Origin of the sequence: Streptomyces sp. NBC_00569, from assembly GCF_036345255.1 — a bacterium.
GTDB lineage: Bacteria > Actinomycetota > Actinomycetes > Streptomycetales > Streptomycetaceae > Streptomyces.
In genome coordinates this window covers 5,601,258-5,620,350 of the sequence record NZ_CP107783.1, presented here as the reverse complement: position 1 = coordinate 5,620,350, position 19,093 = coordinate 5,601,258, and the positions used below count along the sequence as shown (strand labels likewise).

The following is a 19,093-nucleotide window of genomic DNA, read 5'->3' as shown; positions in this document are numbered from 1 at the left end:
CCCTTGCGTCACGGCCGTTGCCGCTGCGATCTCCACACCACGAAGAGCGCGGAGGCGACGGCCGCACCCCGCACCACCCACGGCCACGTCGTGCCGATCGCGTCGCTCATCCGCCCGTCCGCGATCGGCTCGCCCCACCGCCCGGTGTTACGGCCCCACAGCCACACGAGCCCGGCCGTCACCGCTAGCCCCGGCAGCCACAGCACGGCCACCTTCGACTCGCCCTCGCTCAGCCGCCGCGACGCGTACGCGATGATCCAGCCGAGGCCCAGCGCGAACCAGTTGCCCATGACCGCGCCGGCGACCAGGAGTGCGGCGGCGAGCAGCAGGAGCGGGTTCGACCAGCCGGGCAGGGACGGCAGGCGGCGCCCTGCCGACGCCTTCTCCGTTCCCGTCTCCGGCTCGTCTTCCGGGAGTTCGTCCTCCGCAGCGGCCTCGCCCCTGCGTGGCCCGGGCGGGCGCGGGCCGTCCTTGCCCGGCGGCCTGAGTATCTCCGGGATCTCCACGCCGCCCACGAACCCCGGCACGCTGTCCGCGACTCCGAACGGGCTGCTGTCCACCCGCCACCAGTCCGGCTCCGAACCCGGCTCGCCCAGCTCGTCCGTCCCCGCCAGATGCGGCGGCGACGGCACGTCCCGCGGCGTCTCGTCCTCCTGCGGCTCCGCCCGCGGGCCCGGCACGATCCGCCGCAGGCCCTTCGGGCGCGGCTCCTTGGGCCGCTGGTCCTTCGACCGCTGCACGGGCACCGCCGCCCGCGGCGCCTCCGGCTGCGCCGCACCGCGGCCCGTGCCCGCGCCCGTGACCACCTCGTCCGGCGAGCCGAGGCGTTCCAGGATCCGGCGCACCGCCGCCGGACTGTCCACCGTCGTCTTCGCGCGCCGCGCCTCGATCTCGTTGCGCAGCTCCGACACCAGACGCATCCGGGTGCCGGAGGGCAGCTGACGCTGCTGGGCCAGGTCGCCGACCCGGCTCAGATAGTCGAAGACGAGCTGATCGCTCTCGATCCCCACGAAGTCCCCTCCGGGGTGGTGCTGTTGACGGTTCGTTCACCCGTTTTACGACGTTACCGTGCCCGGCCCGGCACCGGGGGCCTCTTCCGGGCCCAGCGGGGCCGCCGCCCGCCGGGCCGGTCAGGCGCTACCGTGGCCCGGATGAGCACTCACGAGCCGGACCGCGCCGCCGAGGACGGGAGCGGGGCGGGGAGTACGGCACCCCGGTCCCTCGCCGAGGCGTTGCGCGCCCGCGACGACGCCTCCCTCGGCGCACTCCTGCGCGCCCGCCCGGATCTGCTCAACCCCGTCCCGGGCGACCTCACCCAGCTGGCCACCCGCGCGGGCACCCGCGCCTCCGTGATCCGCGCGCTCGAACACCTGGACCGCTTCACGCTCCAGACCGCGGAAGCGCTGGCCGTCGCCCCGGAACCCACCACGTACGGCACGCTCCTGGCCCTGCTCGCCGGCGACGAGGGCGACGACGCCGGCGTGGACGCCCGTACGGTCTCCGCGGCCCTGCCGCACGCCGTCGCCGCCCTGCGCGAACAGGCCCTGCTCTGGGGGCCCGACGACCGGCTCCGCCTCGTGCGCACCGCCCGTGAGCTGCTCGCCCCCGCACCCCAGCGGCCCTCCCCCACGGGCCTCGGCCCGACGGTCGCCGAGGCCACCGCGGGCATGTCCCCCGGCCGCGTCCAGGAGATCGTGACGGCCGCGGGCCTCCCCTCCACGCACGACCCGGTCTCCGCCGTCGCCTCGCTGACCGCACTCTTCACCGAGCGGCCCCGCATGTCGGCCCTCCTCGACGAAGCGCCCGCGGACGCCGTCGAGGTCCTCTCCCGGCTCGTCTGGGGCCCGCCCTACGGCCAGGTCACCGCCGAACCCGCCGCCCATCTGCGCTGGCTCCTCGACCGCGGTCTCCTGCTGCCCACGGCTCCCGGAACCGTCGTCCTGCCCCGCGAGGCCGCCCTCCATCTGCGCGGCGGACGCGCCCACCGCGCCCTGGAACCCGTGCCTCCCGCCGTCGGCCCGGCCGCCACCCACCGGGCCACCGTCGTGAACGCGACCGCCGCCGGGCAGGCCTACACCGCGCTCGCCACCGTCGAGGAACTCCTCAAGGACTGGGACGAGGGCGGCCCCGCCGTCCTGCGGGCCGGCGGGCTCAGCGTGCGGGACCTCAAGCGCACCGCCGCCGCCCTCGACACCACCGAGCCCCTCGCCGCGTTCTGGGTCGAACTCGCCTACGCCGCCGGGCTCATCGCCTCCGACGGAGAGGCAGACGAGCAGTACGCCGCGACGCCCGCCTACGACAACTGGCTGGAGCAGCCCGCCGCCGAGCGCTGGATCCGGCTCGTCGCCGCCTGGCTCCCCGCCACCCGCACGTCCGGCCTCGTCGGCGGGCGCGACGGCGCCGTCACCGTCGCCGCCGCGGGGCGCACCCTCTCCGCGCTCGGGCCGCACCTCGACCGCTCCGCCGCTCCCGAGGTCCGCCGCCGCGTGCTGGCGCTCCTGTCCGAGCTTCCCGAGGGCGCCTCCCCGGACCCCGAGACCCTGCTCGCCCGGCTCCGCTGGGAGCGGCCCCTGCGCGGCGCCGCTGCCTCCTCCGACGAGGCCGGTGACCCCGACGACCTGCGCGCCCGCATCGCCCGGTGGACCCTCACGGAGGCGGAGCTGCTCGGCGTCACGGGGCGGGGTGCCCTGTCCGAGCACGGACGGACGCTTCTTGACGGCGGGGGCGGTGCCGCCACGTCGGCGGAGGCGGCCGCTGTCGCCCTGCTCGCGCCGCTGCTGCCCGAGCCGCTGGACCATGTCCTTCTTCAGGCCGACCTGACCGCCGTCGCCCCCGGGCCCCTGGAACGGCCGCTCGCCGAGGCGCTCTCCGTCCTCGCCGACGTCGAGTCCAAGGGCGGGGCGACCGTCTACCGGTTCACGCCCGGGTCCGTACGGCGCGCCCTCGACTCCGGGCGCACCGCCTCCGACCTGCACGACTTCCTGAACACGCACTCCCGTACGCCCGTGCCGCAGCCCCTCGCGTACCTCATCGACGACGTGGCCCGTAAGCACGGGCATCTGCGCATCGGCGCCGCCTCCGCCTACGTGCGCTGCGACGACGACGTGCTCCTGGGCGAGATCCTCGCCGACAAGCGCTCGGCCGGCCTGCGTCTGCGGCGCCTCGCGCCGACCGTCCTCGCCGCGCAGGCCGATCCCGCGGCACTCCTGGAGGGCCTGCGCCAGATGGGGTTCGCGCCTGCCGCGGAGAGCGCCGAGGGCGATGTGCTGATCACCCGCGCCCACGCCCTCCGCACTCCGCCGCGCAGCGCCCCCGAGCCCGTCCCGGAGGGGCCGCCGGTTCCGGACGGCACGCTCCTGACCGCCGCCGTGCGCGCGATCCGCGCGGGTGACCTCGCCACCACGACCCCGCGCAAGCACGCGCCGGGCGAGCAGAGCGGGGCGCTTCCCCGCACCAGCGCGGCGGACACGCTGGCCACGATGCAGGCGGCCGTCCTGACCGGCGAGGCCGTGTGGATCGGCTATGTGAACGCGGAGGGCTCCGCCAGCCAGCGCGTCATCGCCCCGATCCGGGTGGAGGGCGGGTTCGTCACCGCGTACGACCACACCGCGGACGAGGTCCGCACGTATCCGCTGCACCGGGTGACCGGGGTGGCCGAGCTGGAGGCCGAGGCCTGAGCCGGGGTTCGTGCCCCCACGTCCCGTCGGCGACCGACCGTACGCGGTTCGTACGCGCCATGCGGCACACTGGACGTTTGGCCCCGCGCCTCGCGGAGCGCGGTGGAAGGGATACATGTGAACGGACCGCTCATCGTCCAGAGTGACAAGACGCTGCTCCTCGAGGTCGACCACGACCAGGCCGACGCCTGCCGTCGCGCCATCGCGCCCTTCGCCGAGCTGGAGCGCGCCCCGGAGCACATCCACACCTACCGGCTGACGCCGCTGGGCCTGTGGAACGCGCGGGCCGCCGGCCACGACGCCGAGCAGGTCGTGGACGCCCTCGTCGAATACAGCCGCTACCCCGTCCCGCACGCGCTCCTGGTCGACATCGCCGAGACCATGGACCGGTACGGGCGTCTCACGCTGTCCAAGCACCCGGCGCACGGCCTCGTCCTGACCACCACGGACCGGCCGGTCCTGGAGGAGATCCTCCGTTCCAAGCGCGTGGCCCCGCTGGTCGGCGCCCGCATCGACGCCGACACCGTCGCCGTGCACCCCTCGGAGCGCGGGCAGATCAAGCAGACGCTCCTCAAGCTGGGCTGGCCCGCCGAGGACCTCGCCGGTTACGTGGACGGCGAGGCGCACCAGATCGATCTCGCGGAGGACGGCTGGGCGCTGCGCCCGTACCAGCGCCAGGCCGTCGAGGGTTTCTGGCACGGCGGGTCCGGCGTGGTCGTGCTGCCCTGCGGCGCCGGTAAGACGCTCGTGGGCGCCGGCGCGATGGCCGAGGCCAAGGCGACGACGCTCATCCTCGTCACCAACACCGTCTCCGCCCGGCAGTGGAAGCACGAGCTGGTCAAGCGCACGAGCCTGACCGAGGACGAGATCGGCGAGTACAGCGGGACGAAGAAGGAGATCCGGCCCGTCACCATCGCCACGTATCAGGTCCTGACCACGAAGCGGAAGGGCATCTATCCGCATCTGGAGCTCTTCGACTCCCGCGACTGGGGGCTCGTGATCTATGACGAGGTGCATCTGCTGCCCGCGCCCGTCTTCAAGTTCACCGCCGACCTCCAGGCCCGGCGGCGCCTCGGCCTCACCGCGACGCTGGTGCGTGAGGACGGGCGCGAGTCGGACGTCTTCTCCCTGATCGGGCCCAAGCGCTTCGACGCTCCGTGGAAGGAGATCGAGGCCCAGGGCTACATCGCCCCCGCCGACTGTGTCGAGGTGCGCGTCAATCTCACCGACAGCGAGCGGCTCGCCTACGCGACCGCGGAGGCCGAGGAGAAGTACCGCTTCTGCGCCACGACGGCGACCAAGCGGAAGGTGACGGAGGCCCTCGTGCGTAAGCATCAGGGTGAGCAGACCCTCGTCATCGGGCAGTACATCGACCAGCTCGACGAGCTCGGCGAGCATCTGGACGCCCCCGTCATCAAGGGCGAGACCAGCAACGCCCAGCGCGAGAAGCTCTTCGACGCGTTCCGCAACGGCGAGATCTCCGTCCTCGTGGTGTCCAAGGTCGCCAACTTCTCCATCGACCTGCCCGAGGCCACGGTCGCGATCCAGGTGTCCGGCACCTTCGGGTCCCGGCAGGAGGAGGCCCAGCGCCTCGGCCGTGTCCTGCGCCCGAAGGCCGACGGGCACGAGGCCCGCTTCTACTCCGTCGTCGCCCGCGACACCATCGACCAGGACTTCGCGGCCCACCGCCAGCGCTTCCTCGCCGAGCAGGGCTACGCGTACCGCATCATCGACGCCGACGAACTCCTCGCGGGCGGGCAGGGCGGCTGAACGGTCGAGGGTGAGGGCCCGTCCACCGTGTGCGGACGGGCCCTGCTTGCCTGCGGCCTTCCTACGTCTGCGGCCTGAAGTTCCTCAGCCGCAGGCTGTTGCCCACGACGAACACCGATGAGAACGCCATCGCCGCGCCCGCGATCATCGGGTTCAGCAGGCCCGCCGCGGCCAGCGGCAGCGCGCCGACGTTGTAGGCGAACGCCCAGAACAGGTTGGTGCGGATCGTCCCCAGCGTCCGCCGGGACAGGCGGATCGCGTCGGCCGCCGCCCTCAGGTCGCCGCGGACCAGCGTCAGGTCGCCGGCCTCGATCGCGGCGTCCGTGCCCGTGCCCATCGCGAGTCCCAGGTCGGCCTGTGCCAGGGCCGCCGCGTCGTTGACGCCGTCGCCGACCATGGCCACGGAACGCCCTTCGCCCTGAAGCCTCTTGACGACGTCGACCTTGTCCTGCGGCATGACCTCCGCGATCACCTCGTCGATGCCCACCTCGGCGGCCACGGACCGCGCCACGGCTTCGTTGTCGCCGGTGAGGAGGATGGGCGTCAGGCCCAGGCCCCGCAGTCGGCGTACCGCCTCCGCGCTGGTGTCCTTCACCGCGTCCGCGACCTCGAGGACGGCCCTGGCCTGCCCGTCCCAGGCCACCGCGACGGCCGTACGCCCCGCCGCCTCGGCCTCCGCCCTGGCCCGCTCCAGCTCCGCCGGCAGCCGGATCTCCCACTCGCCCAGCAGCTTCGCGCGGCCGACGAGTACGGCGTGGCCGTCCACGATGCCCTGCACGCCGAGCCCGGGAAGGCCGGCGAAGTCCTCGACCACGCCGAGCTCGCCCACCTTCTCGCGGGCCCCGTCGGCGATCGCCTGCGCGATCGGGTGCTCCGAGGAGTGTTCCAACGCTCCTGCCACACGCAGGACTTCACCTGTGTCCGTGCCGTCCGCCACGTGCGTGGCGAGCAGCGTCATCCGGCCGGTCGTGACCGTTCCGGTCTTGTCCAGGACGATCGTGTCGACCGCGCGCGTGGTCTCCAGGACCTCCGGGCCCTTGATCAGGATGCCGAGCTGCGCGCCGCGCCCCGTGCCGACCATCAGCGCCGTCGGTGTGGCGAGGCCCAGGGCGCAGGGGCAGGCGATGATGAGGACGGCGACGGCCGCGGTGAAGGCGGCGGTGATCCCGGCGCCGTTGCCGAGCCAGAACCCGAGCGTGGCCAGCGCGAGCCCGATGACGACCGGCACGAACACGGCGGAGATCCTGTCGGCGAGGCGCTGCGCGGCCGCCTTGCCGTTCTGCGCGTCCTCCACGAGGCGTGCCATACGGGCGAGCTGGGTGTCGGCGCCGACGCGGGTGGCCTCGACGACGAGGCGTCCGCCGACGTTCAGCGTCGCGCCGGTGACGGCGTCCCCGACGGCGATCTCCACGGGCACGGACTCGCCGGTCAGCATCGATGCGTCCACGGCGGACGCGCCCTCGACCACGGCCCCGTCGGTGGCGATCTTCTCGCCGGGCCGCACGAGGAACCGGTCGCCGACCGTCAACTCACCGACGGGGACGGTCTCTTCGCGTCCGCCCTCGCGCACCAGCGTGACGTGCTTGGCGCCGAGTTCGAGCAGCGCCTTGAGTGCCGCGCCGGCCTTCCGCTTGGACCTGGCCTCGAAGTAGCGCCCGGCGAGGATGAAGGCGGTGACTCCGGCGGCGGCCTCCAGGTACATGTTCCCGGCGCCGTCACTGCGGGCGATGGTCAGCTCGAAGGCGTGCGTCATGCCGGGCGTGCCGGCGGTTCCGAAGAAGAGCGCCCACACCGACCAGAGGAACGCGGCCGACGTGCCGACGGAGATGAGGGTGTCCATGGTCGCGGCGCCGTGCCGCGCGTTGGTGAAGGCGGCCTTGTGGAAGGGCCAGGCCGCGTACGTCACGACGGGTGCCGTCAGCGTGAGGGACAGCCACTGCCAGTACGCGAACTGGAGGGCGGGGATCATCGCCATCGCCACGACGGGCGCGGCGAGCACGACGGCGGTGACCAGTCGCTGCCGGAGCGGCGCGAGCGGGTCGGCCGATGCGTCCGGCTCCGACTCCTCCGCCTTCTCCTCGACGGTCCGGGGCGGCTCCTGGGCCGTGTACCCGGTGGCCTCGACCGTGGCGATCAGGTCGGCCACCGCCACCCCGTCGGCGAAGGTGACCTTCGCCTTCTCCGTCGCGTAGTTGACGGTCGCCTCCACGCCGTCCATCCGGTTCAGCTTCTTCTCGATCCGGGCGGCGCACGAGGCACAGGTCATGCCGCCGATGGCGAGTTCCACCTCTGCCGCCTGAGCGGCAGGGGGCGCGGTGGCGGCTGGATGCGCCGACATGAGGCCTCCTCGGTTGCGGTCTGCTCCGGTACCCGGGGTGGGTATCGATCACGTCATCCAATCTATACCCATGGGGGGTATCCGACGCAAGCGCTCCGACCGCTTGACTTCATACCCCCTGGGGGTATGGTCGGGCTATCAGCCACCGGACATCGACACCGTCCGCACACCAGGAGCCGCCATGAAGACCGGACTGAGGATCACCGCCTTCGCAGCCGCCGTCGCCGCGACCTTCGGCACCGCGTACGGGGTGGGCAAGGGCGTCGGCCCCGTCACCGCGGGCGAACACGAGACGGCAGGGCACGGGGAGGGAGGGCATGCACAGGAAGCGGGGGAAGCGCAGGGCGGGCACGCCGGCCACGGCACATCGGCCGCCGGGGCCGCCGCCGCCCCGGGCGGGCTGCAGATCTCCGAGCGCGGCTACACGCTCGACCTGCGGACCCGACGCATCGCGGCCGCCGGCGAGCGCACCGAGCTGAGTTTCGCGATCACCAAGGACGACACGGGCCGCAAGGTCACCGCGTACCGGACGGAGCACGGCAAGCAGCTGCACCTGATCGTGGCCTCGCGGGACCTCACGGTCTACCGCCATCTGCACCCGGCCCGCGCGGCCGACGGCACCTGGAAGACGCCGGTCGAGCTGCCGAAGGCGGGCGGATACCGCGTCTTCGCCGACTTCACCCCGCAGGCCGAGAAGGAGGGCCTCACCCTCGGGGCGGACCTGGCGGTCGCCGGAAAGTACGCGCCCCGGAACCTTCCGGCGGCCTCCCGGACCGCCGACGCCGGCGACGGCTACGAGGTGCGGCTGGGCGGCAGCCTCGGCGCGGGATCGGCGAGCGAGCTGACCCTGAGCGTCACGAGGAACGGGAAGCCGGTCACCGACCTCCAGCCCTACCTCGGCTCGTACGGGCACCTGGTCGCCCTGCGCTCCGGCGACCTCGCGTACCTCCACGTGCACCCCGACAAGGGCGGGCCGGGGCCGGAGGTGTCGTTCACGGCGACGGCACCCAGTACCGGGATGTACCGCCTCTTTCTGGACTTCAAGCACAACGGCGCCGTGCGGACGGCGGAATTCACGGTGCACGCCGGGCAGAGCGCGGGTGATCGTCCGAAGGAGCACGGCCACTGATCACCTGTCGGCGCGGGCCGTCTGCGCGTAGGCTGACCTATTGGACTAGACCTCTAGGACCTGTTGTGACGACAGGCCGGGGGCCCGGCCGCCACCGCATCCGCACCCGCCTTCGCAACCGACAAAGGGGTCCCATGAGCAAGCGTGCAGTCCTGGAGGTGATCGCGCTCGGCCCCGAGGACGCCGTCGCGGCCCAGGCAGGAGGGGCCGACCGGCTGGAGCTGGTCACCGACATGGCGGCGGACGGGCTCACCCCGTCGCGCGAGACGTTCGGCCGGATCCGCGCGGCCGTCGGCATCTCGCTGCGGGTCATGATCCGGCTCGCGGACGGCTTCGCCGCGGGCGACCTGGACGCGCTGGCCGAGACCGCGCGCGGGCTGCGCGCAGAGGGGGCCGACGAGTTCGTGCTCGGCTTCCTCGACCCGGCGGGCGGCCCTGACCTCGCGGCGGTCGAACGGATCACGGCGGAACTGGACGGCTGCCGCTGGACCTTCCACCGCGCGATCGACCGGGCCGCGGACCGCGACGCCCTGCGCAAGCATCTCGCGCACGCGCCGGGCCTCGACACGTATCTGACGGCCGGATCGCCGGACGGCGTGGACACGGGGCTCGACGTCCTCGCCACGGAGGCGGCCCGCTCGGGCGAACCGGGCTACGAACAGCGGATCCTGGTCGGCGGCGGCCTCCGCCTCGACCACCTGCCGCGCCTGAAGGCGGCGGGCATCGACGCCTTCCACATCGGCGGCGCGGCCCGCCCCCAGGGCTGGACGGCCCCCGTGTCGACGGACGCGGTCCGCACCTGGCGGGAAGCCGTCGACACGGGGATCTAGGGCCCCCTACAGCGCTCCCCCGAGCTGCTCCGGCAGCTCCGCGGCGTGGACCACGACCAGCCCGGAGACGGCTCGGGTCAGCGCCACGTACAGGCGACGCAGTCCGGTCCGCTCGTCGGGCTCGCCGTCGACCACGGCGGCGGGCTCGTCGAGGACCACGTAGTCGTACTCGAGGCCCTTCGCGAGCGAGGCCGGTACGAGGGTGAGGCGGGTCCGCGCGGTGGTCTCCTCACCGGGGCCCAGGTAGGTGAGCCCTGCGTCGGCGAGGGCCTCGGCCAGGGCCGGGACACGGGCGTCGGCGGCGATGAGGCCCACGGACCCCTCGCGCTCCAGCGCCTCTACGCAGGCGATGACCACGTCGTCGGCCCCGTTCGCCGCCTCCCGGACCTCGAAGGCGCCCGGGTTCTCACGGACGGACGAGACGGGCGCGAGGCCGGGCGCGATGTGGGGCAGCAGCCGGGACGCGTACGCGATGACGTCGCGCGGCACGCGGAATCCGACGGTCAGCTCCTCGACCACGGCCTCCTCCTTGCCCAGATGCCGCAGCGCCTCGGCCCAGCTGCGCGTGGCCCAGGGCGTCGTGCCCTGGGCCAGGTCGCCGAGGACGGTGGCGGACCCGGTGGTGCAGCGCCGCCCGACGGCCCGGTACTGCATGGGCGAGAGATCCTGCGCCTCGTCGAGCACCACATGCCCGAGAGAGTGCGTACGGGCGACGAGATCGGTGACCTCGTCGATCAGCACGGCGTCCGCGGAGGACCACTTGGCGGCCCGCACACTGCGCGCCGGCCGCTCCCACAGCACGCACTTCTGCTCGTCCTCGCCGAGCACGCCCTCCGCGTGCTCGGCGAGGAACTCGGCGTCGGACAGCAGCCGCAGCACGAGCTTCGCGGGATCGACGGCGGGCCACAGGACCTTCACGGCGGCCTTGACGGCCGCGTTCCTGGCGACGGAGTCCTGCACACGGTCGTCGGGGGCTTCGCCCGACCGCTCCATCTGCACGAGAACGGCGTGGGCGATGCGCTGCGGAAGGGCGTCGCGGGCGGCACCGTACCGCATGTCGCGGCCCATCAACTCCCGCACGATCTCCTCGAGTTCGTACGCGGGCACGCGCCAGCGCCGGGACCCGCGCACGACCACGACGGGCTCCACGGGCAGCGTGATGTGCGAGCGCACGGCCCTCCGCAGCACCTCGGCCATCCGCGCGTCCCCCTTGATCACCGCGGCGTCCGCGGCGTCGGCGCCCCGCACCTCCACATGGGCGACGAGGTCGTCGACGGTGGCCTGCTTGACCTCCAACTCGCCCAGGGCAGGGAGCACTTGCTCGATGTAGTGGAGGAAGGACCGGTTCGGCCCGATGACGAGGGTCCCGGTCCGGGCCAGCCGCTCGCGGTGGGCGTACAGCAGGTAGGCGACACGGTGCAGGCCGACGGCGGTCTTCCCGGTCCCGGGCCCTCCCTGGACACACACGGACCCCGAGAGCCCGCTGCGCACGATCTCGTCCTGCTCGGGCTGGATGGTGGCGACGATGTCGCGCATGGGTCCGACGCGGGGGCGCTCGATCTCGGCCTGGAGCAGCGCGCTCACGACCTCGGCCTCGGCGGGGTCGGACAGCCGCTCGTCCTCGTACGCGGTGAGATCCCCGCCCGTGTAACCGAACCGCCGCCGCAGCCCGACGTCCATCGGGTCCTTCTTCGAGGCGCGGTAGAAGGGCTGCGAGACAGGGGCACGCCAGTCGATGACCATCGGATCGCCCACGGCGTCGTGAACATGCCGCCGCCCGATGTAGAACCGCTCCCCCTCGGCGCCCTCGGCCCGGTCGGCGCCGGGGGCGTGCAGGTAGTCGAGCCGCCCGAAGAACAAGGGGGTGTGCGACAGATCGGCCAGCGCCTTGATCCGGTCGTCGATCTGGCGCTGCAGAACGGCGGCGTTCACCCAGTTCGCGGTGACGTCGGCGATGTCGAGGGATTCCACGTCCTCGCGCATGGCGCGCAGGGCGGCACGGGACGACGTGAGGTGGGCGCGCTCGCGGGAGAGCGGGTCGTCGAGGGACACGGGCTATGCCTCCGGGCTCCGGGGGGTTCGGTTACACACGGCAGCCGGCCGGTTTCCGTCCGGGCGGCGGCGCTCCACGGAGGGAGGCGGGCAAGGCGGACCACCTTACTCCCGCCCCGACCCACGACCAACGCATTTATTTCCCCGGGGAGCCATGGAGGGCCCCCAGGGGCGGAGTCACCCCCCAGGACGCACCCCCCGCCGCCGCAACCTACGACTCCGGACCGATGTGCACGGAATGCCCGTATTCCACCATGGAGGCATGACCACCATGACCTTCACCCACGGTGCCACCGCCGCCACGGAAACACACCACCCCCACCGCCTCGGAAACGTCCTGCGCGCGGCCAAGGTCATCGTGACCTCGGCGCTCGGCGTGGTCCTTCTGGGCGAGTACGACGAGGAGGCCGGCGTCCAGAAACGGTCGGCCGCGCACGAGCCGCCACCGGACTAGAGCACCAGGGCCTGCCGACAGGGCCCGCCGACAGGGTCTAGGGTCGCCGCATGCGGGACGACCTGAGGAAAGCCTGGGCGGACACACTCGCCGCGGCGCAGCCCACGCCGGCCACCCCGACGACCCCGGAGGCCTACGCGGACGACCTCCTGGCGCGCTGGGCGGAGCCACAGCGCCGCTACCACACGACGACGCACCTCAAGGCGGTCCTGGACCACATCGACGTACTGGAGGACCACGCCGACGACCCGGCCCTGGTCCGCCTCGCGGCCTGGTTCCACGACGCGGTGTATCTCCCCGAGCGCTCGACGAACGAGGACCGCTCGGCGCGTCTCGCGGAACGGGCCCTGACGGAAGCGGGCCTGACGGAGCAGCAGGTCGACGAGGTGAGCCGGCTGGTCGTCCTCACGGTGACGCACGACCCGGACGAGGACGACCGCAACGGCGAGGTCCTGTGCGACGCGGACCTGGCGATCCTGGCGGCGTCCCCGGGCGCGTACGCGGCCTACGCGGCGGCGGTCCGGGAGGAGTACGGCTTCGTGCCGGACGAGCCGTTCCGCGAGGGCCGCGCCGCGGTTCTGCGCCAACTCCTCACCCTGCCCCGCCTGTTCCGCACCCCGCACGGCGCGGCGCACTGGGAGGAGCGGGCCCGCGAGAACCTCACGGCCGAGCTGGCCCTGCTGACTCCGCAAACCGGTTGATCGGCGCCCGCCGCTGTCGCATCCTCGGCCCATGACACTGCTCACCATCGCGGCCGCGCGCGTACGCCTGCACGAGCTGTCCCTGGAGTCGGCCAGGGACCTGAACGCGGACAGCGGGTCGGGCGGCTTCGCCTGGCTGGACGGCGACGCACCGGACGGCACCCGGACCGGCTCGGGGACCACGGTGAAGGCGCACGCCGCGGGCACGTACCGCGAGGGCTGGGGAACGTACGTGATCGTGCGGGCCGAGGACGGACGCGCCGTGGGCGGGATCGGCTTCCACAGCGCGCCGGACGAGGAGGGCCGCGTGGAGATCGGTTACGACGTGACGGAGGGGGCGCGCGGGCGGGGCTACGCGACGGAGGCGGTGACCGCGATAGCCGCGTGGGCACTGTCGCAGCCGGGCGTCACGGCGGTGACGGCGAACACGGACCTGGACAACGCGCTGTCCCAACGGGTGCTTGAGCGCGCCGGTTTCGTACACATTTCGACGACGACGGACCTCTGCGCCTACGAACTGTCGGGAATTTAGGCGACGGCGCGTCGCGTTGTGTCACGTCATGCCTGACTCTGCTCCACAAGCTCCCGAAGACACCCCCGCGGGCGCCCCCACCCGCATGCCGCCGGCCGTCTACATCCTGGGCCTCGCGGTGTTCGCGCTGGGCACGTCCGAGTTCATGCTGTCCGGCATCCTGCCCGCGATCGCCGACGACATGGACGTCACGATCCCGCAGGCGGGCCTGCTGATATCGGCGTTCGCGATCGGCATGGTGGTGGGCGCGCCGCTGCTCGCCGTGGCGACGCTGCGCCTGCCGCGCCGCACCACACTCATCGCGCTGATCTCGGTGTTCGGCCTGGGCCAGGTCGCGGGCGCGCTGGCGCCGACCTACGCGGTCCTGTTCGCGTCGCGGATCGTGAGCGCGCTGGCCTGCGCCGGATTCTGGGCCGTGGGCGCGGCGGTGGCCATCGCGATGGTGCCGGTGACACAGCGGGCGCGGGCCATGGCGGTGATGATCGGCGGTCTGTCGATCGCGAACGTGCTGGGCGTCCCGGCGGGGGCGTTCCTCGGTGACGGTCTGGGCTGGCGGGCGGCGTTCTGGGCGGTGGGCGTGGCATCGGCGATCGCGTTGGTGGGGGTGGTGACGCTGATCCCGCGGATCCCGCTCCCGGCACAGAGGCCGCGGCCGCGGCGCGAGCTGGCGATCTACCGGGACCGCCAGGTCTGGCTGTCGATCACGGTGACGGCGCTGGCGGCGGGCGGCGTGTTCTGCGCGTTCAGCTATCTGTCGCCGCTGCTCACCGATGTGGCGGGCCTGGACGAGGGCTGGGTCCCGACGGTCCTCGCGCTCTTCGGTGTCGGCGCGCTGGTCGGCACGACGGTCGGAGGCCGGGTCGCCGACGCGCATCTCTTCGGGGTGCTGCTGAGCGGGATCGCGGCGTCCACGGTGTTCCTGGCGGCACTGGCGCTGCTCGGCGGGTTCGCGGTGGCGGCGGTGGTGCTGTCGTTCCTGCTGGGCTTCTCGGCGTTCTACACGGCGCCGGCGCTGAACGCCCGCATGTTCAACGTGGCGGGCGCGGCCCCCACGCTCGCCGGAGCGACGACGACGGCGGCGTTCAACCTGGGCAACACGGGCGGGCCGTGGCTCGGCGGCACGGTGATCGACGCGGGGCTCGGCTACCCGGCGACGGCGTGGGCGGGCGCGGCGATGACGGTGACGGCGATCGGCGCGACGGCGGTGTCACTGCGCCTGCACCGCGGATCGGCCACGAAGCTCGTGGCGTCGTCCGGCCCCAAGGACCTCAACTCCCCGCCGCAGGACGCCCCTTCGGCCTCCGTAGCCCCGCCTCGGTGAGCCTGCGCACCAGCTCCTTCGAGCCGACCTTCACGGCCCCTTCCCGCACCGCGTCCTCATAGCGGTGCGACGGCAGGTCGTAGTGGTCGCGCTCGAAGGCGCGGGGCGGGACGCCGAGCCGCTCGGCGAAGAGATGGAGCTCGTCGAAGGAGACGTCGCTGACCACGTGGGACCACATGCGCCCGTGGCCGGGCCAGGTCGGCGGATCGATGTAGACGGTCATCGCGCGACGGTACCGAGGGACCCCACGGGCGCCACGACCACGCCCGCCTCGCTGCACACCCAGTGCGGGTCGGGGCCCAACTCCGGTTCCACGTCGAGGGCGTGGGGTTCGCCGGAGCCGCACACCGGGCACAGGGGCCAGCGGCCGGAGCGTTCGAGGAGTCCGTCCTGCACGTCCTGTGCGACGAGCCCGGCGACGTAGTCGACCCCCTCCGGCCACTGCTCGACCCACCACCGGCGGTGCACTATGGAGTCCTCGACCAGGGAGACGACGTCGGCGTGGGCGACCTCGCCGGAGCCGAGGTCGGCGAGTACGAGGGCGCGGGCCGCGTGCAGTGCCTGTTCGAGGGGGCTGATGTGGTCCATGCAGCCATTGTGCTCCCTCGGTGTACGGGCTCCCGGAACGTCCGAAAGACCCGGAGTGACGTGCCGTACGGCACAGTCGAAGGACTCTTGACGTCTCACCGCCCTGAAAATATCTTTCAAATGTGACCAGCAACGTGAAGGAAATTTTCGCAGGCGACGCGCCGCCCGCCCCGGCCGCCCTCGCGGCCAAGGTGCGGACCCTCGCGCCGTCGATGACCCGCTCCATGCAGCGGGTCGCCGAAGCCGTCGCCGGGGACCCGGCCGGCTGCGCGGCCCTCACGGTCACCGGCCTGGCCGAGCTCACCGGCACCAGCGAGGCGACGGTGGTCCGTACCGCCCGCCTCCTCGGCTACCCCGGATACCGGGACCTGCGCCTCGCCCTCGCCGGGCTCGCCGCCCAGCAGCAGTCGGGCCGCGCCCCCGCCGTCACCGCGGACATAGCGGTCGACGACCCCATCGCCGACGTCGTCGCGAAGCTCGCGTACGACGAGCAGCAGACCCTCGCCGACACCGCGGCCGGCCTCGACACCGTGCAGCTCGGCGCCGCCGTGAACGCGCTGGCGGGCGCCCGCCGCATCGACATCTACGGCATCGGCGCGTCCAGCCTCGTCGGCCAGGACCTCGCCCAGAAGCTCCTGCGCATCGGGCTGATCGCCCACGCCCACGGCGACCCGCACCTGGCGATCACCAACGCCGTGCAGCTGCGCGCCAAGGACGTCGCCATCGCCATCACGCACTCCGGATCGACCCACGACGTGATCGAACCGCTGCGCGTCGCCTTCGAGCACGGGGCCGCCACGATCGCGATCACCGGCCGCCCCGACGGCCCGGTCTCGCAGTACGCCGACCACATATTGACCACGTCCACGGCGCGCGAGAGCGAGCTGCGGCCGGCCGCGATGTCGTCCCGCACGAGCCAGCTGCTCGTCGTGGACTGCCTGTTCGTGGGCGTCGCGCAGCGTACGTACGAGACGGCGGCCCCCGCCCTGTCGGCGTCGTACGAGGCGCTCGCGCACCGTCACACGCCGCGCGGCTCCCGCTAGGCGACGCCCGCCCGCCCTCCTTCTCCGCCCCCACCGCCGCACCGGAAAGAGCCGCACACGTCATGACCTCCACGACCGACGCCGCCGACAACTACAGCGAACTGCGCGCCCAGCTCGCCACGCTCACCACCGAGGCGTTCCGCCCGGAGCTCTCCGAGATCGACCAGCTGTCGACGCTGGAGATCGCGCAGATCATGAACGGCGAGGACGCGAGCGTCCCCACCGCCATCGCCGAGCAGCTCCCGCGGATCGCCGCCGCGATCGACGGCACGGCCGAGCGGATGGCCCGCGGCGGCCGCCTCGTCTACGCGGGCGCGGGCACGGCCGGCCGGCTCGGCGTCCTGGACGCGTCCGAGTGCCCGCCCACGTTCAACACCGACCCGAGCGAGGTCGTCGGTCTGATCGCGGGCGGCCCGAGCGCCATGATCAAGGCGGTCGAGGGCGCCGAGGACTCCAAGGATCTCGCGGCCGAGGACTTGGACGCGCTGGGTCTGACGGTGGACGACGTCGTCGTCGGCATCTCGGCCTCGGGCCGCACCCCGTACGCGATCGGCGCCGTCGAGCACGCGCGCGACCGGGGCGCCCTCACGATCGGCCTGTCCTGCAACGCGGACAGCGCGCTCGCGGCGGCCGCGGACCACGGCATCGAGGTCGTCGTCGGTCCCGAGCTCCTCACCGGCTCGACCCGGCTGAAGGCGGGCACGGCCCAGAAGCTCGTCCTCAACATGCTGTCGACGATCACCATGATCCGGCTCGGCAAGACGTACGGGAACCTGATGGTGGACGTACGCGCCTCGAACGAGAAGCTGCGCGCCCGCTCCCGCCGGATCGTCGCCCTGGCCACCGGCGCGGACGACGCCGACATCGAGGCCGCTCTCGCCGCGACGGACGGGGAGGTGAAGAACGCCATCCTCGTGATCCTCGGCTCGGTCGACGGCCCGACGGCCGCCCGCCTCCTGGCCGACAGCAAGGGTCATCTGCGCGCCGCGCTCCAGGCCTCGGCCACGACCGCGTAGTCCCGCAGTCCCGCAGTCCCGCAGTCCCGCAGTCCCGTAACGCTCCACCCCCCACGCACCACGCACAGCAAGGCACCACGACCCATGGCTGACTCAAAGAACCGCGCCACGGCCGCCGCGATCCTTCCTCTCGTCGGCGGCGCATCGAACATCACGTCCGTAGCCCACTGCATGACCCGGCTCCGTCTCGGCCTGGCCGACCGCGCGCTCGTCGACGAGGACGCGCTCAAGGCGCTCCCCGACGTCATGGGCGTGGTCGACGACGAGACGTACCAGATCGTCCTCGGACCGGGAAAGGTCGCCCGGGTCACCCCGGAGTTCGAGACCCTGGTCGAGGAGGGGAAGGCCGCCGCACCCGCGGCCCCCGCCGCCACCCCCGAGCCGCACGCGGTCACCGCGGACGAACTCGCCGCCCAGGGCGCCGAGCTGAGGGCCGCCCGCAAGGCGAAGAACGCGACGCCGTTCAAGCTGTTCCTGCGCCGGATCGCGAACATCTTCGTGCCGCTGATCCCGGCGCTGATCGGCTGCGGCATCATCGCCGGCATCAACGGCCTGCTGATCAACCTGCACTGGCTGCCGGGCGTCACCCCCGCCCTCGCCGCCATCGCCTCCGGCTTCATGGCGCTGATCGCGGTGTTCGTCGGCCACAACACGGCGAAGGAGTTCGGCGGTACGCCGATCCTGGGCGGCGCGGTCGCGGCGATCATCGTGTACGCGGGCGTCGCGAACATCGAGGCGTTCGGCCAGAAGCTGTCGCCCGGCCAGGGCGGCGTGCTGGGCGCGCTGGGCGCCGCGGTCCTCGCGACGTACATCGAGAAGTGGTGCAGGAAGTGGGTCCCGGAGGCGGTGGACGTGCTGGTCACGCCCACCCTCACGGTCCTGGTCTCCGGCCTGGTCACGATCTTCGGCCTCATGTTCGTGGCGGGTGAGATCTCCACGGGCATCGGCACCGCGGCGAACTGGCTCCTCGACAACACGGGCGCCTTCGCGGGCCTGGTCCTCGGCGGCCTGTTCCTGCCCCTGGTCATGCTGGGCCTGCACCAGGCCCTCATCCCCATCCACACCACGCTCATCGAGCAGCAGGGCTACACCGTCCTGCTTCCCGTCCTGGCGATGGCGGGCGCGGGCCAGGTCGGCTGTGCGATCGCGGTGTTCAAGCGCCTCAAGCACAACAAGTCGATCCGTACGACGATCAAGTCCGCGCTCCCCGCAGGCTTCCTGGGCGTCGGCGAACCCCTGATCTACGGCGTCTCGCTCCCGCTCGGCCGCCCCTTCATCACGGCGTGCGTGGGCGGCGCGGCGGGCGGCGCGTTCGTCGGCTTCTTCTCGATGATCGGCGACAAGGTCGGTTCCACGGCGATCGGTCCTTCGGGCTGGGCCCTGTTTCCCCTCCTCGACGGCAACAAGGGCCTCGGCACGACGGTCGCGATCTACGGCGCGGGCCTGCTGGTCGGGTACATCGTGGGCTTCGTGGCGACGTACTTCTTCGGCTTCAGCAAGCAGATGCTGGTGGACCTGAACGTGGACACCCAGGAAGCGGCCGCGGGCGGCTCGTCCGAGCCTCTCGCCCCGAGCGGGCCGGCACCGGCAAAGGTGACGGCCTCGGCCTGACCCCGACATCCACCGACTGCTGAGGGCCACC

16 protein-coding genes are annotated in these 19,093 nt (G+C 73.0%); 11 read left to right on the top strand and 5 right to left on the bottom strand.

The annotated features are described in order from the left end of the window. Nucleotides 1–8: 8 nt before the first annotated feature. Complete coding sequence (locus OHO83_RS25385) at nucleotides 9–1,010, bottom strand: hypothetical protein (protein ID WP_266671744.1); 1,002 nt, start codon at nucleotides 1,008–1,010, stop codon at nucleotides 9–11. Nucleotides 1,011–1,151: 141 nt separating this feature from the next. Here OHO83_RS25385 and OHO83_RS25380 point away from each other — a divergent pair, with 141 nt between their 5' ends. Both OHO83_RS25380 and OHO83_RS25375 read left to right on the top strand, forming a co-directional pair. Continuing rightward, nucleotides 1,152–3,677, top strand: coding sequence for a helicase C-terminal domain-containing protein (locus tag OHO83_RS25380; RefSeq protein ID WP_266671746.1), 2,526 nt, complete (start codon nucleotides 1,152–1,154; stop codon nucleotides 3,675–3,677). 117 nt (nucleotides 3,678–3,794) lie between these two features. Further along, nucleotides 3,795–5,447: a DNA repair helicase XPB gene (locus tag OHO83_RS25375; RefSeq protein WP_266671748.1), complete on the top strand. Its 1,653-nt coding sequence runs from the start codon at nucleotides 3,795–3,797 to the stop codon at nucleotides 5,445–5,447. Nucleotides 5,448–5,508: 61 nt separating this feature from the next. On the opposite strand, the gene OHO83_RS25370 is transcribed toward OHO83_RS25375, so the two are convergent. Beyond that, nucleotides 5,509–7,785 (bottom strand): heavy metal translocating P-type ATPase, encoded by a 2,277-nt coding sequence (locus OHO83_RS25370; protein ID WP_266671750.1) that lies wholly within the window; start codon nucleotides 7,783–7,785, stop codon nucleotides 5,509–5,511. A gap of 181 nt (nucleotides 7,786–7,966) precedes the next feature. Here OHO83_RS25370 and OHO83_RS25365 point away from each other — a divergent pair, with 181 nt between their 5' ends. Together OHO83_RS25365 and OHO83_RS25360 are read left to right on the top strand one after the other, a co-directional pair. Then, a complete protein-coding gene (locus tag OHO83_RS25365; protein ID WP_266671752.1) occupies nucleotides 7,967–8,914 on the top strand; it encodes a hypothetical protein in 948 nt (315 codons plus the stop codon). Between the two features lie 134 nt (nucleotides 8,915–9,048). After that, nucleotides 9,049–9,744 (top strand): copper homeostasis protein CutC, encoded by a 696-nt coding sequence (locus tag OHO83_RS25360; protein WP_266671754.1) that lies wholly within the window; start codon nucleotides 9,049–9,051, stop codon nucleotides 9,742–9,744. A gap of 6 nt (nucleotides 9,745–9,750) precedes the next feature. Here the strand turns inward: OHO83_RS25360 and OHO83_RS25355 are convergent, their stop codons facing one another. Then, nucleotides 9,751–11,796: a HelD family protein gene (locus OHO83_RS25355; RefSeq protein WP_266671756.1), complete on the bottom strand. Its 2,046-nt coding sequence runs from the start codon at nucleotides 11,794–11,796 to the stop codon at nucleotides 9,751–9,753. Between the two features lie 262 nt (nucleotides 11,797–12,058). On the opposite strand from OHO83_RS25355, the gene OHO83_RS25350 reads away from it, so the two are divergent. From OHO83_RS25350 to OHO83_RS25335, 4 genes are all read left to right on the top strand, one after another. Next, on the top strand, nucleotides 12,059–12,250 hold the full coding sequence (locus OHO83_RS25350; RefSeq protein ID WP_266671758.1) for a hypothetical protein: 192 nt from the start codon (nucleotides 12,059–12,061) through the stop codon (nucleotides 12,248–12,250). Nucleotides 12,251–12,300: 50 nt separating this feature from the next. Beyond that, on the top strand, nucleotides 12,301–12,951 hold the full coding sequence (locus OHO83_RS25345; protein WP_266671760.1) for an HD domain-containing protein: 651 nt from the start codon (nucleotides 12,301–12,303) through the stop codon (nucleotides 12,949–12,951). 31 nt (nucleotides 12,952–12,982) lie between these two features. Next, nucleotides 12,983–13,483, top strand: a complete 501-nt coding sequence (locus OHO83_RS25340; RefSeq protein ID WP_266671762.1) for a GNAT family N-acetyltransferase — start codon at nucleotides 12,983–12,985, stop codon at nucleotides 13,481–13,483. A gap of 85 nt (nucleotides 13,484–13,568) precedes the next feature. After that, nucleotides 13,569–14,804, top strand: a complete 1,236-nt coding sequence (locus OHO83_RS25335; protein ID WP_266676444.1) for a Cmx/CmrA family chloramphenicol efflux MFS transporter — start codon at nucleotides 13,569–13,571, stop codon at nucleotides 14,802–14,804. Here the strand turns inward: OHO83_RS25335 and OHO83_RS25330 are convergent. Both OHO83_RS25330 and OHO83_RS25325 read right to left on the bottom strand, forming a co-directional pair. After that, the gene (locus tag OHO83_RS25330; RefSeq protein ID WP_266671764.1) at nucleotides 14,752–15,027 is read right to left on the bottom strand and encodes a DUF4031 domain-containing protein; all 276 of its coding nucleotides are present in this window, start codon (nucleotides 15,025–15,027) and stop codon (nucleotides 14,752–14,754) included. The genes OHO83_RS25335 and OHO83_RS25330 overlap by 53 nt on opposite strands. Continuing rightward, entirely contained in the window at nucleotides 15,024–15,392 is a 369-nt protein-coding gene (locus tag OHO83_RS25325; RefSeq protein WP_227295502.1) for a hypothetical protein, read from the bottom strand. The genes OHO83_RS25330 and OHO83_RS25325 overlap by 4 nt, the downstream gene beginning before the upstream one ends. Nucleotides 15,393–15,514: 122 nt before the next feature. On the opposite strand from OHO83_RS25325, the gene OHO83_RS25320 reads away from it, so the two are divergent. From OHO83_RS25320 to OHO83_RS25310, 3 genes are all read left to right on the top strand, one after another. Next, nucleotides 15,515–16,435, top strand: a complete 921-nt coding sequence (locus OHO83_RS25320) for a MurR/RpiR family transcriptional regulator (protein WP_266671766.1) — start codon at nucleotides 15,515–15,517, stop codon at nucleotides 16,433–16,435. A 62-nt stretch (nucleotides 16,436–16,497) separates the two neighbouring features. Then, entirely contained in the window at nucleotides 16,498–17,451 is a 954-nt protein-coding gene (gene murQ / locus OHO83_RS25315) for an N-acetylmuramic acid 6-phosphate etherase (protein WP_266671768.1), read from the top strand. Between the two features lie 84 nt (nucleotides 17,452–17,535). Further along, a complete protein-coding gene (locus tag OHO83_RS25310) occupies nucleotides 17,536–19,062 on the top strand; it encodes a PTS transporter subunit EIIC (RefSeq protein WP_266671770.1) in 1,527 nt (508 codons plus the stop codon). The last annotated feature ends 31 nt before the right edge of the window (nucleotides 19,063–19,093 follow it).